Source organism: Microbacterium flavum (genome assembly GCF_018717645.1).
GTDB classification, from domain to species: domain Bacteria; phylum Actinomycetota; class Actinomycetes; order Actinomycetales; family Microbacteriaceae; genus Microbacterium; species Microbacterium flavum.
On the sequence record NZ_JAFLHG010000011.1, the window covers coordinates 1 to 15,274 of the forward strand.

Consider the following 15,274-nt stretch of genomic DNA (forward strand, 5'->3'; position numbering starts at 1 on the left):
CTCCACGGCTACCTCGGCGACGTCCCGCCGGCCGAGTTCGAGGAGACGTTCTATGCTGGCCAAACCACCACCGATCAGCTGGTGGGAATCAAATAGCGCGAGTCTCCATCAGACCCAGGGCGCTTCACACCAAGCCAACGAGACGCCTTGGCTCCGTTCACTCGCTGGATGCGGCGACATCGGCTGAGTGCCCTCCGGGTCGAGTTTCGCCCTCACCGGCTCGAGGGCCGGGAGTACGCCTCCGACCACCGGTGGCAGATGGCCCGCAGGTTCCTCGCGTCCCCCGACATGGACGCGAAGACCCGGGTCGCGGGCTTGCTCGTGCTGCTCTACGGTGTGCAGCTGACACGCATCGTCACGATCCGCAGTGCGCAGGTCGACGCGACGTCGCGACCAGTGAAACTGACTATTGGATCCGAGCCGATCGAACTCCCCGATGTGCTCGGCGACGCGGTCCTCGTCCTCGTCGCCGAGGCCGCGAAGTACCGCGAGGGGTGGCTCTTCCCTGGTCGGAACCCCGGCAATCACCTGACGCCGGGGCCGCTGGGCCGCCGACTCCGGGACCAAGGACTTCGGTCAGGCAGCGCTCGCACGACAGCATTGATCGAGCTCAGTCGCCAGATGCACCCGCGGATCGTATCGGACTTGCTCGGGATCACTCCGGCATCCGCCGCCGCATGGTCACGCCTCGCCGGTGGCGATTGGACGGACTATCCCGGCCTCCGCTGATCGTCGATCGATCTGAGGTTGTGATCGCAGCCCGCGGCGTCGAACGCCCTGCTCCTGCAGGTCAGTGCCCCGCGCCGAGTCCGCCGGTGAGGCGGGCGTGGAACGCGGTCGTGTAGTCGTTCATGCCGACGAACTCGACGCTCTTGCCGTGCTGCTCGTACTTTGTCTCGATCGCATCGAGCGCGGCGACCGTAGAGGCATCCCAGACGTGCGATCTGGTCAGATCGATCACCACTCGCTCGGGATCGGCTGCGTACTCGAACAACGTCGTGAGGTCGTTGCTGGACGCGAACAGCAGCTGCCCCTCGACGGTGTACCGGGCGGCGTCGCCGTCTGCGTCCTGGACGATCTCGCGCTTGACGTCGATGAGGTGCGCGACACGGCGGACGAACATCACGGAGGCGACGAACACGCCTACCATGACGCCGATCGCGAGATTGTGGGTCGCGACGACCACGGCAACCGTGGCGACCATGACGAACGTCTCGCTCTTGGGCAGCCGCTTGAGGGTCGAGAGCCGGATGGAGTGCCAGTCGAACGTGCCGACAGAGACCATGATCATCACTGCGACGAGCGCCGCCATCGGGATGATCGCGACGACGTCGCCGAGCGCGACGATGAGAATCAGCAAGAACGCGCCCGCGAGGAACGTCGAGATGCGTGTGCGGGAGCCGGAGGCCTTCACGTTGATCATGGTCTGTCCGATCATCGCGCAGCCGCCCATGCCGCCGAAGAAGCCGGAGGCGATGTTCGCCACGCCCTGCCCCCAGGACTCTCGGGTCTTGTTCGAGTGCGTGTCGGTGACGTCGTCGACGAGCTTCGCCGTCATCAGCGATTCCATGAGCCCAACGAGGGCCATCGCGAACGCGTAGGGGGTGATGATCGTGAGCGTTTCCCAGGTGAGCGGCACGTTCGGGACGAACAGCTCCGGCAGGCTGCGAGGCAGCTCTCCCTGGTCTCCGACGGTCGGCACGTTGATCGCGAAGACCACGACCGCGGCGGTGACGACGACAATCGAGACCAGCGGGGCCGGGATCACCTTCGTGATCTTCGGCATGAAGACCATGATCAGCAGGCCGACGGCCACCAGCGGGTAGACCATCCAGGGCACGTCGATCAGCTGCGGCAGCTGCGCGGTGAAGATGAGGATCGCCAGGGCGTTGACGAAGCCGACCATGACGCTGCGCGGGATGAACCGCATGAGCTTCGCGACGCCGAACACCGCGAGCACGATCTGCAGCACACCGGCCAACATCACGGTGGCGATGAAGTAGTCCATGCCGTACTCGCGGGCCACCGGGGCGATGACCAAGGCGATCGCGCCAGTGGCGGCGGTGATCATCGCGGGCCTGCCGCCGACGAAGGCGATCGTCACGGCCATGATGAAGGACGAGAAGAGCCCGACCTTGGGGTCCACTCCGGCGATGATCGAGAAGCTGATGGCCTCGGGGATCAGGGCGAGGGCCACCACGAGGCCGCCGAGGACCTCGCGGGTGAGGATCTTCGGCGATTTCAGCGCCGTCAGCACCGACGGCTCGGTCCGGTACCTGTTCTTGTCGTCTGTGGTCGCAGGGGCGATCGCCATGCGTGACCTCCATCTATCGGGCGGTGCTCTCAGCGCGAGAGCGGAGAATGTCAGGGGCGCGATTCGCGCGGGCTCGCGATACCTGCGGAGAACCGCGCAGCGAGCGGATGCGTCCACTTCTGGTGGACACAGAAATCAACCCTAACGTAACGTGAGAGTTGGGTCGAACCGAGGAGGAACCCCCGTGCCCGAAGACGGAATGATGCACATCGGCGAGCTGGCAGAGCGAACGGAGCTGTCCCTGAGGACGCTGCGCCACTACGACGAGATTGGATTGCTTGAGCCTTCAGGTCGTTCTGAAGGCGGGTTCCGGCTCTACACCGAGGGCGACTATGAACGACTCATGCTTATCCGCAGGATGAAGCCTCTCGGCTATTCGTTGGAGCAGCTGAGGGATCTGCTGCGCGCGCTGGAGGCGACTCAGGCGGAAAGATACTCGGGAGCTGAGGCGATGCAGCTGCTCACCGAGTTCCTGACGGACGCGGAGCAGCGGCGGGCGAAGCTCGAGAAGCAGCTCGCCGCGGCCGACGAATTCATCGGCCTGCTCGGAGAGCGCATCAGGGCCTGATCACGCCCAGCCGAGGCCGATCCCGGCGACGCCCGCGACGACGCCTGCTGCGGCCCCGGCCAGAACTGCCATCCATGCCGGCAGCTTCCAGACTGTGAGCATGAGGAAGCACCCGAGCGCGATGATCAAGGGCGCAAGTCCGGTCACTCCAGAGGTGATCACCGGCGTCCACAGCGCTGCTGTGAGGATGCCGACGACCGCGGCATTCGCGCCTGTCATCGCTGACCTGACTGTCGGGTTCCCGCGCAGGCGCTCCCAGAACGGGAGCACGCCGACGAGGAGCAGCATGCCGGGCAGGAAGACCGCGACGAGGGCGAGGAGGGCCGCGAGGGGTGCCGCCCATCCGTCCTGCATCTCGAAGCCGAGGTAGGCGGCGAAAGTGAACAGCGGGCCGGGAACGGCCTGCGCCGCAGCGTAGCCGGCGAGGAACTGGTCGTGGCTGACCGCACCTGCGACGGCGGGCTCCGCCTGCAGCAGCGGAAGGACGACGTGTCCGCCTCCGAAGACGAGCGCTCCGGCCCGGGTGAAGGCGTCTGCGATCCCGAACCAGGCGTTGCGCGTCAGCACAGTGACGACGGGCAGCGCAGCGAGCAAGACGACGAGCACGATCAGGCACGAGGCCCCGAGACGCCTCGAGATGCGCACGGCGAGGGGGCCGGACGCCATGACGTCAATCTTCCGGCACCAGATAATCCCCGCGGCCAGGCCTATGAGGATCGCGGCGAGCTGGCCGAGGTTTCCGGGCAGCAGCAGGGCGAGCACCGCCGCGGAGACTCCGATCAGGGCCCGGCGGACGTCGGGCGTGAGGGTACGAGCCATTCCCAGGACGGCGTGCGCGACGACCGCCACGGCGACGGCTTTGAGACCCACGAGAAGACCCGCGCCTACCGGGCCCTCGAAGGTCACCGCGCCGATCGCGAAGAGCACGAGTAGCAGTGCGGACGGCAGTGTGAACGCAGCCCATGCCGCAAGAGCTCCACGGAAGCCTGCGCGCACGAGGCCAAGAGCGAAGCCCACCTGGCTCGACGCTGGCCCCGGGAGGAACTGGCACAAGGCGACGAGCTCGGCGTACTGCGCGTCGCTCACCCACTTCCGCTTGGACACGATCTCCTCGCGGAAGTACCCCAGATGCGCGACCGGTCCGCCGAACGAGGTCACGCCGAGCTTCGCGAACGCCCGGAATACCTCGCCGACGCGACCGCGCTCCGAGGACCGCCCCAGGTCCGCTCCCGCGCTCACTGCCCGAGGATCTCGGCGAGGAGCGCTTCGACGCGGCCCTTGATCTCGTCGCGGATCGGTCGCACCGATTCGATGCCCTGCCCGGCCGGGTCGTCGAGCCTCCAGTCCTCGTAGCGCTTTCCGGGGAAGAAGGGGCAGGCGTCGCCGCAGCCCATCGTGATCACCGCGTCGGATGCCTGCACGGCCTCCGTCGTCAGGATCTTCGGCTGCTCGGCGGTGATGTCGATCCCCACCTCGCGCATCGCCTCGACTGCGACGGGGTTGATCTGCTCGGCGGGGATGGAACCGGCGGAGCGGACCTCGACGCGGTCTCCCGCGAGCTCGCGGACCCAGCCGGCGGCCATCTGGGAGCGGCCAGCGTTGTGGACGCAGACGAAGAGGACGGAGGGCTTCTGGTCAGTCATGGTTGGTTCCTTCGGTCAGGGTGGCGAGGAGCTCGCGGACGCGGCTCTCGATGTCGTCTCGGATCGCGGCGACGCCGTCGGGCGACGCCAGCGCGGGGTCTCCGACGGCCCAGTCCTCGTACCGGACGCCGGGGATGATCGGGCAGACGTCGCCGCAGCCCATCGTCACGACCACGTCGGCAGCACGGACCGCATCGTCGGTCAGTGGCTTCGGGAACGCCGTCTCGGCTTCCTGCTCGCCTTCGATCTCGACGAGCAGGGAGCGGACGTGCGGATGCACGTCCGACGCTGGCGTCGATCCCGCGGAACGGGCGATGACCGTGCCGCCAGCGAGCTGGTTGACGAGCGCGGCGGCGAGCTGGGACCGGCCAGCGTTCGCGACGCAGACGAACAGCACCTGCGGCACGCCCGCACTACGGTCGCGGGTGAGGTCGGCGAGGCGCTGGCGGGCGAAGCGCTCGGTGAGCGGGATCATGTGCTGCGTGAGCTTCGCCGACCGGACGAGACCGGCGTAGGACTCCCGGACGATCGCGGTCACGAGATCCCGGTTCAGGTCCGACAGCTCGTCCGCGAGCTCCTCGGCGAGGTGGGTCACGCGGCCGTCCATGGCCTGCAGCGCTTCGGCGCGTTCGGCGTCGTCCTCGGTCGTGTCCAAGGCCGCTGCGGGGGCGAATGCGTCCAGGAGTGCCGTGACAGCGCCTCGGCGGGCCGGGGCGATCCGGTAGTAGACCCACGTGCCGCGCCGCTCGGAGAGCAGCATGCCCGTCTCCTTCAGCACCTTCAGATGGTGGGAGACCGTCGGCTGCGACACGTCGGCCAGTTCAGCGAGGTCGCACACGCACGCCTCGCCGCGCGGATCCGTGGCGATGGCCGAGAGCATCCGCAGACGCAGCGGGTCCGAGAGCGACTTCAGGGTTCCCGCGACCGCCGTCGCGGCGTCAAGCCCCATGGCGTGGCTCGCGGACGGCGCACAGGCCTCAGAATCGGTGATGAGAGCAGTGTCGGTCATGGCGTCCTCGAATCGGTGGCGTAGGGGTCGGTGCGGAACCAGGCGCGGGCCGCCCAGAGCGAGACGTAGACGAGACCGACAAGCACGGGCACCTCGATGAGCGGGCCGACGACGCCTGCCAGTGCCTGGCCGGACGCCGCGCCGAAGGTGCCGATCGCGACGGCGATGGCGAGCTCGAAGTTGTTGCCCGCGGCGGTGAACGCCAGCGTGGTCGACCGCGCGTAGCCCAGGCCGAGGCCCTTGCCGAGCAGGAGCCCGGCGCACCACATCAGCCCGAAGTAGACCAGCAGCGGTAGCGCGATCCGCGCGACGTCGAGCGGCTTCGCCAGCACCGCGTCGCCCTGGAGGGCGAACAGCAGCACGATCGTGAACAGCAGAGCATAGAGCGCCCACGGTCCGACCGCGGGGAGGAACTTCTCCTCGTACCAGGCGCGGCCGCGGCGCTTCTCGCCGATCCAGCGGGACGCGAAGCCCGCCACCAGCGGCACACCGAGGAACACGAGCACGTTCAGCGCGATCTGCCAGACCGAGACCTCGAGGCCTTGTGAGTCCAGGCCCAGCCATCCCGGCAGCACCGTGAGGTAGAACCAGCCGAGCACGGAGAACATCACGACCTGGAAAACCGAGTTGATCGCAACAAGCACCGCCGTGGCCTCGCGGTCACCGCAGGCCAGATCGTTCCAGATCACCACCATCGCGATGCACCGTGCGAGCCCGACGATGATCAGCCCCGTCCGGTACTCAGGCAGGTCGGGGAGGAAGATCCACGCGAGAGCGAACATCACCGCGGGTCCCACCAGCCAGTTCAGTACGAGGGAAGAGACGAGGAGCTTCTTGTCGCCGGTGACGGCAGCGATCTTGTCGTAACGGACCTTCGCGAGCACCGGGTACATCATCACCAGCAGCCCCAGCCCGATCGGGATCGAGATCCCGCCGACCTCAAGCTTCGCCAGCAGGCCTGACAGCGCCGGGACGAACCTGCCGAGCAACAGGCCCGCGACCATGGCGAGGCCGATCCACAGCGGCAGCCACCTGTCCAGGGTGGAGAGCCTCTTCGGGGAAGTGCGGATCAGGGTGTCCGTCATGCGAGCAGCTCCTCGATCTTCGCGGTGTAGACGGGCTTCGGGTGCGCGCCGATCAGCACATCCACGCGTTCGCCGTTCCGGTAGAAACCGAGGGCGGGGATCGAGGTCACACCGGCCGCGGTCACGGTCTCGGGGTTCTGGTCGGCGTCGACCTTCACGAACGTCACCCGGCCCGCGTACTCGCCGGCGAGCTGGTCCAGGATCGGGGCGATCGCCTTGCACGGGCCGCACCAGGTCGCCCAGATGTCGACGACGACGGGCAGCTCGGACTCGAGTACCTCCGCGCGGAAGCTGGCGTCGGTGACAGGTGTGACGGTGCTCATGCGGAGACCTCCAGAACAGGTACGGAAACGGACGCGGCTGCAAAGTTCGAGAGGTAGTGCTGGGCGTCCTGCGCGGCTGCGCAGCCGGTGCCCGCAGCGGTGATCGCCTGCCGATACGTGTGATCGACGAGATCCCCGGCCGCGAACACCCCAACCAGGTTCGTCCGCGTCGACGGATGATCGACCCGCACGTACCCGTCCACATCGGTATCGACCTGCCCGGTCACGAGCTCGGAGCGCGGGTCATGGCCGATCGCGACGAACACCCCCGTGACGTCAAGCGTGTGCTCCGCCCCGGTGACGCTGTCGCGAAGCGTCAGCCCGGTAACCTGATCGTCGCCGAGGATCGCAGCAACCTCGCTGTTCCAGGCGACCTCGATCTTCGGGTCATCCAGCACCCGCTGCGCCATGATCTTCGACGCACGGAACTCATCCCGGCGATGCACTACCGTCACCTTCGACGCAAACCTCGTGAGGAACAGAGCCTCCTCCATCGCGGAGTCCCCACCGCCGATCACGGCGATCTCCTTGTCGCGGAAGAAGAACCCGTCGCACGTCGCGCACCACGACACCCCATGCCCGGACAAGCGCTCCTCCTCAGGGAGGCCAAGCTTGCGGTACGCAGAACCCATCGTCAAGATCACTGCCCGCGCCCGGTACGTCGCCCCGGCACCGGTCTCGATGGTCTTCACGTCGCCGTCGAGATCAAGTCGGATCGCATCGTCGTAGACGATCTGAGCGCCGAACCGCTCCGCCTGCGCCCGCATCGACTCCATCAGCTCAGGACCCTGCACGCCGTCAACGAAACCCGGGAAGTTCTCCACCTCCGTGGTCGTCATCAATGCACCGCCCGCCGTCACCGAACCGGCGATCACGACCGGCGCAAGACCCGCACGGGCCGCGTAGACAGCTGCCGTGTATCCGGCGGGACCGGACCCGACGATGACCAGTTCGACCTCTTGATTCGACATGCTTCTATATTGACATCCATCAAACCAGCCCGCGAGTCCATGCAGACTTCGTCACCAGATGTTCACTTGCCGCGTTCGGCCAGGGGTCGCTAACACCGTTCACACCTGGCCTCAGCACCGTCGCTCAACCGACGCGAAAAGTGCACTCTTCAACAATCGGACCTACCAGTAGAGGACTTCGCAGGAGGATGCGGCCTCGTCGATCGTCCGGCCGTAGTCGGTTCCCTCTCCGAGCTCGACGATCCGCATGCGGGGGAGTGCCCGGCGCACCGTCGGGAGGATCTTTCCGGCACGCCCCGACCCCGAGGTCGGGTTGATGACGAGGGTCATCCCCGCGCCGTCGGGGCGCGGGGTGCCCGCACGCACGGTCAGATCGTCGAACGCAGGATCGACCCGCTCGGCGGGGACGACGCGCGTCGTCAGCCAGGCGATGGCCTCGCCGAGCGCGAAGCCCGCGACGACGTCGGACGGATAGTGCGCGCCGGTGGCGACCCGCGAGAAGCCGACGAGCCCGGCGAGCGTCCGCAGTGGTACCGAGAGGATCGGCCACTCCGCGCTCACCCCGGCGGCGAACGCCATCGCGCTGGCGGAGTGCCCGCTCGGGAACGAGGTCGAGGTCGGGATGCGATGCGCGAGGCGCTGCTGCGGCACCTGCGTGATCGACGGGCGGGGGCGTCGGTGCAGGCGCTTGGAGACCTGGTTCGCGATGAGGCTCGTGACCGCGATCGAGGCGAGACCCCGCACCGCCCCGCGTCGCGCACGCGGTCGCCCGGTGAGGGCGAGGAGGCCCGCGACGCCGATCCAGAGCATCGAGCGGTCCGCGGCGCGGGTGAGCGGCGGCATCGTGGCATCCAGCAGCGGACTCTGCGTGTGGGCGACGGCATCGAAGACGCTGATGTCGAGGGCGTCGACCTGACGCCGCACGCTCCGCCAGCGGCGTGCGTCCGCCGGATGGGCTCCCGCCCGCTCCGATATTCTCCGCCGCTTCGTCATCGCGCCTCCGTAAGTACTCACACCCATCCTGCCTCGTCGGGCTCGCTCTGCGCACCCGCGGCCCGCATCGCCCGGGGCGCACCTACACTGAGGGCATGACCTCTCCCGGCCAGCTCGCGCGTGTCGTGACAGTGTCCGACCGCTCGGCGGCCGGCGTCCGCGCGGACGTCTCGGGTCCGCGCGCCGCGGAGCTGCTGACTGCCGCGGGATGGCGGGCCGAGGTGGCCGTGGTGCCCGATGATGTCGTCGCGATCCAGGACGCGCTGCGTCGCGCGATCGGCGACGGTGCCCGGCTGATCATCACGACGGGCGGGACCGGTGTGTCTGCGCGCGACGTCACGCCCGAAGCGATGGAGGGCCTCTTCCAGCCCGAGGTCCCCGGCATCGCGGATGCGATCCGGCGAGCAGGGAGCGTGGCCGCGGCGATGCTCTCCCGGGGGCGCGCGGGTATCGTCGATGCCGCCCTCGTCGTCAATCTCGCCGGCTCTCCGGGCGCGGTGGCCGACGGCATCCCCGTCGTCCTGTCGGTCGCGCGCCACGTCCTCGCCCAGCTCGACGGCGAGGACCACGCGTGATCGTGCGGGCCGCCCTCGCCGATGCGCCGCTCGACGTCGCGGCGCACATCGCCGCGGTGGCGGATGCGCATTCGGGCGCCTCGGCCGTGTTCCTCGGCACGGTGCGCGACCACGATCCCGACGCGGACGGCGTCGTCGTGCGCCTCGATTACTCCGCCCACCCCGACGCCGCGCGCATCCTGACGGAGTTGGCGGAGAGCGTGGATGCCGACGGCCTCCGCATCGCGGTCAGCCACCGTGTCGGCTCCCTCGCGGTCGGGGAGACCGCGATCGTGTGCGCCGTCTCCAGCGCGCACCGCGCGGATGCCTTCGAGGTGTCGCGTGCGCTCGTCGAGCGGGTGAAGGCCGAGCTTCCGGTGTGGAAGAAGCAGATCGAGCGCGACGGCTCCGGTCAGGAGTCCGGCCGCTGGGTGGGGCTCGGGACCCTCGCGCGATGAGCATCTTCGACGGGCCTCTCACCGACCGCTTCGGGCGCGTCCATCGCGATCTGCGGATCTCTCTCACCGACAAGTGCAACCTGCGCTGCACCTACTGCATGCCCGCCGAGGGGGTGCCCTGGCTGGCGAAGCAGAATCTGCTGACGACCGACGAGATCGTCCGGGTCGCGGAGGTGCTCGCACGCCTCGGCATCGTCGAGGTGCGGCTCACCGGCGGCGAGCCGCTGCTCCGCCCCGATCTCGTGGATGTCGTCCGCCGGATGGCGGCGATCGAGGGGGTGGACGGACCGCTCCAGGTGTCCCTCACCACCAACGGCATCCGACTCGATCGCATCATGGACGACCTCGTCGCGGCCGGCCTGCAGCGGCTGAACATCAGCATCGACACCCTCGACGCCGCGCGCTTCGCCGAACTGACCCGCCGCGACCGGCTCGAGGACGTCCTGGCGGGGATCGAGGCCGCGCAGCGCAGCGGGCTCCGGCCGCTCAAGCTCAACACCGTCGCGATGCGCGGCGTCAACGATCACGAGCTGCGCGACCTCGTGCGCTTCGCGATCGCCCACGAGGCCGAACTGCGGTTCATCGAGCAGATGCCGCTCGATGCGGGCCACATCTGGTCGCGCGTCGAGATGGTGCGCGGCGAGGAGATCCTCGAGGAGCTCGGCCGGGAGTTCGACCTTCAGCCGTACGGCGAACGCGGGTCCAGCCCGGCGCAGGAGTACCTGGTCGACGGGGGCCCCACCGTCGTCGGGGTGATCGCGTCGGTGACGGCGCCGTTCTGCGGCGCCTGCGACCGCGTGCGGCTCACCGCGGACGGACAGCTCCGCAACTGCCTCTTCGCGCGGGAGGAATCCGACCTCCTCAGCCTCCTGCGCTCCGGGGGCAGCGACGAGGACACCGCCCGCATGCTCCGTAAGAACATCGAGGGCAAGCGCGCCGGCCACGGCATCGACGACCCCGGCTTCCTCCAGCCCGATCGCCCGATGTCCGCCATCGGCGGGTAGCGAGCGCAGGCGACGCGCTCAGCCGCCGGCGAACGGGGGGAGCACATCGACGGTCGCGGATGCCGGGATCGTGGCATCGTCCTCGGCGCGCTTCCCGTCGACCAGCAGGGCGCATCGCGACAGCACGTCCGCGAACTCGGCGCCGAACCGTTCGGCGAGAACCGTGCGCAGCGCACCGGCTGAGCGCGGGGCGGGATCGAGATGCTCGTCTTCGGTGCCGGCGGCATCCGCCGCGCCGGCGAACAGCCGGACCCTCATCCGGCCCACTCGGCGATCGCGGCGCGCGTCAGCTCCGCCGCCTCCTCGGGCGACCGGCCGTTCGCCACGGCGATCCCGAGCAGATAGGTCGTGAGCGGTCCGGCGGGGCGTACGACGCCGTGCGCCGCCTCGCGCGTCAGGTCGAGCAGGAGCGCCGTGGGCACCGATGACGGGTCGAGGTTGAGGCGAGACGCGAGCGTCTGCACCCAGGAATCGAGGACCGCGGGGGAATCCGCGGCGGGAGTGTCTGTCATGATCCCTCCTTCTCGTTTCGACGATAGTCCGCGATGGCGTCCCACGTGTCGAGGTCGAGGGCGGCATCGCCGACCGGCACGGGGGTGAGGCGAAGCGGCGCGAGGAGATCCCGCATCGAGACGCCGTCGAAGGAGCCCCGCGTGGAGAGGGCGCGGCGGAGCGCGGCGATCCGGTAGCGTCCGGCGAGCCACTGCATCCGGCCGTCGCCGTCCGTCGCGACGACGGCATCGGCGTCCCTCGGGATCGGGATGACACCGACAAGCGCCACCAGCTCTCCGGCCCGGGGGAGGTCGCAGGCCAGCAGCCAGGTTTCGGCGTCGGCCGCCGCGTCGGCGGGGAGCGCCGCCACGCCGGCCGCGACCGCTGCCGCGGGGCCGGACCACGGCGGCTCCTCGCGTACCACCCGGAGCCCGGCGCGGGCGAGCGTGGCGGGGCCCACGGCGATCACCGGGTCGCATGGGCGCACCGCGGCGTAGACGCGGTCGACGAGCGGGCCGCCTGCGACCTCCACCGCAGCCTTGTCCGCGCCGTCCAGCCGGCGCGCACGTCCGCCCCCCAGGATGACGGCGGCGGTCACTCCGGGCGCACCCACTCGCCGCTCTTGCCGCCGGTCTTGCGCTGCAGGGCGATCCGTTCGATCGTCACCGACTTGTCGAGGCCCTTCACCATGTCGACCAGGGCGAGCGCGGCGACGCCGACGGCGGTGAACGCCTCCATCTCGACGCCGGTGCGGTCGGCGGTGCGGACGGTCGCCTCGATGTGCACGCCATCGGCGGTGATCTTGAGATCGACCGTCGCGCCGTGCACTCCGATGATGTGGGCGAGGGGGAGGAGCTCGGCCGTGCGCTTGGCGCCCTGGATGCCGGCGATCCGCGCGACCGCGAGCACGTCGCCCTTCGGCACCGACCCGTCGCGGAGCGCGGCGATGACGGGCGGCGAGCACCGCACGAAGCCCGTCGCGGTCGCGGCGCGCACGGTCGGCTGCTTCTCGGTGACATCCACCATCCGGGCGTGTCCCGCCGCGTCGAGGTGGGTGAACCGGTCACTCACGAGAGCATCATCACGGTCACGTGGTCTCCTTCTTCGACCCGCTCGACGTCGGCGGGGATCACGGCGAACGCCTCGGCACGGGCGAGGGATGCCACCAGGTGCGACCCGCTGCCGCCGGCGGCCGACGGGCGGACGCCGCCCCCGTCGATGACGACGGGCAGCACCTGCGTGCGGCCGGGCGGCGTCGTCCAGGACTGACGGGCGGGCAGCGTCAGGCGCCGACGGTCGATCACCGAGAAGCCGGCGAGTCGGCGCAGCGCGGGTCGCACGAACATCTCGAACGACACGGCAACGCTCACGGGGTTCCCGGGCAGGCAGAAGACGAGCGCCCCGTCGGCGCGGGTGCCGAAGCCCTGCGGCTTCCCCGGCTGCATCGCGACGCTGTCGAAGCGGATGCCGTCGGCGCTCAGGACGGCCTTGACGACATCGAACGCGCCGACGCTCGCGCCTCCTGACAGGATCAGCACGTCGGCGTCGATCGTGCCCAGTGCGGCGCGTAGGGCGTCCGGGTCGTCGGGAATGGTCAGGACGGAGGGGACGTGCGCGCCCGCCTCGCGGACGGCGGCCGAGAGCAGCACCGAGTTCGACTCGGGGATCTGGCCGCGACGCGGCGTCGCCGACGGCGCGATGAGCTCGCTGCCGGTCGAGAGGATCGCGACGCGCGCAGGCCGATGCGCCTCGACGCGGTCGTACCCCGCTGAGGCGATCGTCGAGAGGGCGCGGGCATCGAGATCCGCTCCGGGGGCGACGACCTCGGTGCCCTCGGGAGCATCCCCGCCACGGCGGCGCACGTGCGCGCCGGGGGTGGGCGCCGCGAGGACGGTCACCCGCTCGGGGGCGTGCTCGCGCACCTGCGTGCCGAGATCGGTGGCCTCCAGCGGCACGATCGCGTCGGCGTCCGACGGCACGGGCGCGCCGGTCATGATGCGTGCGGATTCGCCGGGGGCGAGAGGCGGGTCCGCGTCGCTCCCGGCCGGGATGTCGGCGACCACCCGCAGGCTCGCGCCGGCGACGGCATCCTGAGCGCGGACGGCGTAGCCGTCCATGGCGGAGTTGTCGAAGAGCGGCACCGGCCAGCGGGTCGCGACCGGAGCCGCGAGCGCCCGGCCGAGCGCGTCGTGCAGCGACACGCTCTCCGACGGCAGAGTCGGAGTGGCGGAGAGGATGCGCTCCCGGTGCGCCTCGACGTCGATCACGTCGCCGTCGCCATGCTCTTCACCCACGCCTCGTAGCCGCCCGCGAGCACGCGGACATCGGCGTCCGGATGCGCTGCGGCGATCGCGCGCGCGGCGGAGCGGGCGCGCGGGCCGCGCTGACAGTAGACGATGACGGCGGCGTCGGCCGCGATCCCCTCGGGCGCGGCGAGGACCTCGGCGAGCGGGATCGTCACGGCGCCCGGGATCGTCCCGCGCACGGTCTCGAGATGCTCGCGGACATCGAGCAGCAGGGCGCCCGGCCCCTGCGCCGCCGACAGCTCTTCCGGCAGGACGACGCGCGCTCGCTCCGCGGCGGACGGGGCGAGCCGGATCTCGCGGGTACGCGCGGTGAGCGCGTCGATCACCAGCAGGCGACCGAGGAGCGGCTGTCCGATCCCGCAGACGAGCTTGGTCGCCTCGGCGACGAGGAGGGCGCCGACCTGACCGCAGAGTGCGCCGAGCACGCCGGCCTCGGCGCACGAGGGCACCGTGCCGGCGGGGGGCGCCTCGGGGAAGACGTCGCGCAGGGAGACGGGCTCGCCCGCGAGGGGGCGCGACCAGAACACGCTCACCTGCGCGTCGAAGCGCAGCACGGATCCCCACACGAGCGGCACGCCCAGCTCGTCGCATGCGTCGGCGACGGCGTAGCGGGTGGTGAAGCTGTCGCTCCCGTCGATCACCAGGTCGTAGTCGGCGAGCAGGTCGCGCGCGTTCGCGGCGGTGAGCCGCACGGTGTGCTCGATCACGTCGGCCGAAGGGGCGAGGGCGCGCACGCGGGTCGCAGCGACGGTGCTCTTCCGGCGCCCGATGTCCGCCGCGGCGAAGATCACCTGCCGCTGCAGGTTGCTCTCCTCGACGATGTCGTCGTCGATGATCGCGATCGTGCCGAACCCTGCGGCGGCGAGGTACAGCAGAACGGGTGAGCCGATCCCGCCCGCGCCGAGGACCGCGACACGCGCCGCGAACAGCCGGCGCTGCCCGACGTCGCCGATCTCGGGGAGCCGCGACTGACGAGCGCGGCGCAGCCGCTCGCTCTCCGGGAGCGCCACCACGGGTTCGACGAGGGGAGGCAGGGCCATGGTCTTACGGTAGCCCGTGACACGCGGAGCATCGCCGAGTCCGCCGTTCCGACCGCGAATGCGGGCTTCGCGACGACAATAGGGCGCAGATGCGGTGCTACCGTGAGGACATGACCGTGTTCCGTATTCGCGAGGCCGCGCGTGTCCTCGGCGTGAGCGACGACACGGTGCGTCGCTGGATCGACAGCGGAGCGCTCCGCTCCGAGCAGGACGGCGCCGGCCGCACCGTCGTCCCGGGCGTCGACCTCGCGGCGCAGCTGCGCGCCGATGCCCCCGAACTGGGCGCCGTCGGTCACGGATCGAGCGCGCGCAACCGCTTCTTCGGCATCGTCACCGCCATCACGGCGGATGCCGTCATGGCGCAGGTGGAGATGCAGTGCGGCCCTTTCCGCGTCGTCTCGCTGATGTCCGCCGAGGCCGTGCGCGAGATGGAGCTCGAGGTCGGATCGGCGGCGACGGCACTCGTGAAAGCCACCATGGTCATCATCGAGACGCCCTGACGGTCATCTCGTCC

Annotated in this window: 20 protein-coding genes; 6 read left to right on the forward strand and 14 right to left on the reverse strand. The window is 70.1% G+C overall.

Going from position 1 to position 15,274, the window contains the following annotated elements; translation table 11 throughout:
* The first annotated feature begins 288 nt into the window (after positions 1-288).
* A complete protein-coding gene (locus J0P97_RS11770; RefSeq protein ID WP_246540352.1) occupies positions 289-729 on the forward strand; it encodes a hypothetical protein in 441 nt (146 codons plus the stop codon).
* Between the two features lie 61 nt (positions 730-790).
* On the opposite strand, the gene J0P97_RS11775 is transcribed toward J0P97_RS11770, so the two are convergent.
* Positions 791-2,314 (reverse strand): SulP family inorganic anion transporter, encoded by a 1,524-nt coding sequence (locus J0P97_RS11775; protein ID WP_215487986.1) that lies wholly within the window; start codon positions 2,312-2,314, stop codon positions 791-793.
* Between the two features lie 184 nt (positions 2,315-2,498).
* Here J0P97_RS11775 and J0P97_RS11780 point away from each other — a divergent pair, with 184 nt between their 5' ends.
* The gene (locus tag J0P97_RS11780) at positions 2,499-2,882 is read left to right on the forward strand and encodes a MerR family transcriptional regulator (RefSeq protein ID WP_215487987.1); all 384 of its coding nucleotides are present in this window, start codon (positions 2,499-2,501) and stop codon (positions 2,880-2,882) included.
* On the opposite strand, the gene chrA is transcribed toward J0P97_RS11780, so the two are convergent.
* The 7 genes from chrA to J0P97_RS11815 all read right to left on the reverse strand — a co-directional run bounded on the left by chrA (position 2,883) and on the right by J0P97_RS11815 (position 8,927).
* Positions 2,883-4,121, reverse strand: coding sequence for a chromate efflux transporter (chrA, locus tag J0P97_RS11785; RefSeq protein WP_282838116.1), 1,239 nt, complete (start codon positions 4,119-4,121; stop codon positions 2,883-2,885).
* The gene (locus J0P97_RS11790) at positions 4,118-4,525 is read right to left on the reverse strand and encodes an arsenate reductase ArsC (protein ID WP_215487988.1); all 408 of its coding nucleotides are present in this window, start codon (positions 4,523-4,525) and stop codon (positions 4,118-4,120) included. Before J0P97_RS11790 ends, chrA begins: the two co-directional genes overlap by 4 nt.
* Positions 4,518-5,534, reverse strand: a complete 1,017-nt coding sequence (locus J0P97_RS11795) for a metalloregulator ArsR/SmtB family transcription factor (protein ID WP_215487989.1) — start codon at positions 5,532-5,534, stop codon at positions 4,518-4,520. Before J0P97_RS11795 ends, J0P97_RS11790 begins: the two co-directional genes overlap by 8 nt.
* Positions 5,531-6,619, reverse strand: a complete 1,089-nt coding sequence (gene arsB, locus J0P97_RS11800; protein ID WP_215487990.1) for an ACR3 family arsenite efflux transporter — start codon at positions 6,617-6,619, stop codon at positions 5,531-5,533. Before arsB ends, J0P97_RS11795 begins: the two co-directional genes overlap by 4 nt.
* Positions 6,616-6,942: a thioredoxin gene (gene trxA, locus J0P97_RS11805; RefSeq protein ID WP_215487991.1), complete on the reverse strand. Its 327-nt coding sequence runs from the start codon at positions 6,940-6,942 to the stop codon at positions 6,616-6,618. The genes arsB and trxA overlap by 4 nt, the downstream gene beginning before the upstream one ends.
* Positions 6,939-7,913 carry a thioredoxin-disulfide reductase gene (trxB, locus tag J0P97_RS11810; protein WP_215487992.1) on the reverse strand — a complete coding sequence of 325 codons (975 nt, stop codon included), beginning with the start codon at positions 7,911-7,913 and terminating at the stop codon, positions 6,939-6,941. The genes trxA and trxB overlap by 4 nt, the downstream gene beginning before the upstream one ends.
* Before the next feature lie 162 nt (positions 7,914-8,075).
* A complete protein-coding gene (locus tag J0P97_RS11815; protein WP_308163554.1) occupies positions 8,076-8,927 on the reverse strand; it encodes a phosphatase PAP2 family protein in 852 nt (283 codons plus the stop codon).
* Positions 8,928-9,001: 74 nt separating this feature from the next.
* Between J0P97_RS11815 and J0P97_RS11820 the strand changes: the two genes are divergently transcribed.
* From J0P97_RS11820 to moaA, 3 genes are read left to right on the forward strand one after another with little or no spacing between them, the layout of a single operon-like run.
* A complete protein-coding gene (locus J0P97_RS11820; protein ID WP_215487993.1) occupies positions 9,002-9,481 on the forward strand; it encodes a MogA/MoaB family molybdenum cofactor biosynthesis protein in 480 nt (159 codons plus the stop codon).
* Positions 9,478-9,918 (forward strand): molybdenum cofactor biosynthesis protein MoaE, encoded by a 441-nt coding sequence (locus J0P97_RS11825; RefSeq protein WP_215487994.1) that lies wholly within the window; start codon positions 9,478-9,480, stop codon positions 9,916-9,918. The genes J0P97_RS11820 and J0P97_RS11825 overlap by 4 nt, the downstream gene beginning before the upstream one ends.
* Positions 9,915-10,922, forward strand: coding sequence for a GTP 3',8-cyclase MoaA (gene moaA / locus J0P97_RS11830; RefSeq protein WP_215487995.1), 1,008 nt, complete (start codon positions 9,915-9,917; stop codon positions 10,920-10,922). Before J0P97_RS11825 ends, moaA begins: the two co-directional genes overlap by 4 nt.
* A gap of 18 nt (positions 10,923-10,940) precedes the next feature.
* Here moaA and J0P97_RS11835 read toward each other — a convergent pair whose 3' ends face one another.
* From J0P97_RS11835 to J0P97_RS11860, 6 genes are read right to left on the reverse strand one after another with little or no spacing between them, the layout of a single operon-like run.
* Positions 10,941-11,180 (reverse strand): MoaD/ThiS family protein, encoded by a 240-nt coding sequence (locus tag J0P97_RS11835; protein ID WP_215487996.1) that lies wholly within the window; start codon positions 11,178-11,180, stop codon positions 10,941-10,943.
* Entirely contained in the window at positions 11,177-11,434 is a 258-nt protein-coding gene (locus J0P97_RS11840; RefSeq protein WP_215487997.1) for a DUF6457 domain-containing protein, read from the reverse strand. Before J0P97_RS11840 ends, J0P97_RS11835 begins: the two co-directional genes overlap by 4 nt.
* Positions 11,431-12,027: a molybdenum cofactor guanylyltransferase gene (gene mobA, locus J0P97_RS11845; protein ID WP_308163556.1), complete on the reverse strand. Its 597-nt coding sequence runs from the start codon at positions 12,025-12,027 to the stop codon at positions 11,431-11,433. The genes J0P97_RS11840 and mobA overlap by 4 nt, the downstream gene beginning before the upstream one ends.
* Complete coding sequence (gene moaC / locus J0P97_RS11850; protein WP_215487998.1) at positions 12,009-12,485, reverse strand: cyclic pyranopterin monophosphate synthase MoaC; 477 nt, start codon at positions 12,483-12,485, stop codon at positions 12,009-12,011. The genes mobA and moaC overlap by 19 nt, the downstream gene beginning before the upstream one ends.
* A complete protein-coding gene (locus J0P97_RS11855; protein ID WP_282838035.1) occupies positions 12,482-13,708 on the reverse strand; it encodes a molybdopterin molybdotransferase MoeA in 1,227 nt (408 codons plus the stop codon). The genes moaC and J0P97_RS11855 overlap by 4 nt, the downstream gene beginning before the upstream one ends.
* A complete protein-coding gene (locus J0P97_RS11860; RefSeq protein ID WP_215487999.1) occupies positions 13,678-14,760 on the reverse strand; it encodes a ThiF family adenylyltransferase in 1,083 nt (360 codons plus the stop codon). The genes J0P97_RS11855 and J0P97_RS11860 overlap by 31 nt, the downstream gene beginning before the upstream one ends.
* A gap of 110 nt (positions 14,761-14,870) precedes the next feature.
* On the opposite strand from J0P97_RS11860, the gene J0P97_RS11865 reads away from it, so the two are divergent.
* Positions 14,871-15,260 carry a TOBE domain-containing protein gene (locus J0P97_RS11865; protein WP_215488000.1) on the forward strand — a complete coding sequence of 130 codons (390 nt, stop codon included), beginning with the start codon at positions 14,871-14,873 and terminating at the stop codon, positions 15,258-15,260.
* Positions 15,261-15,274: the final 14 nt, after the last annotated feature.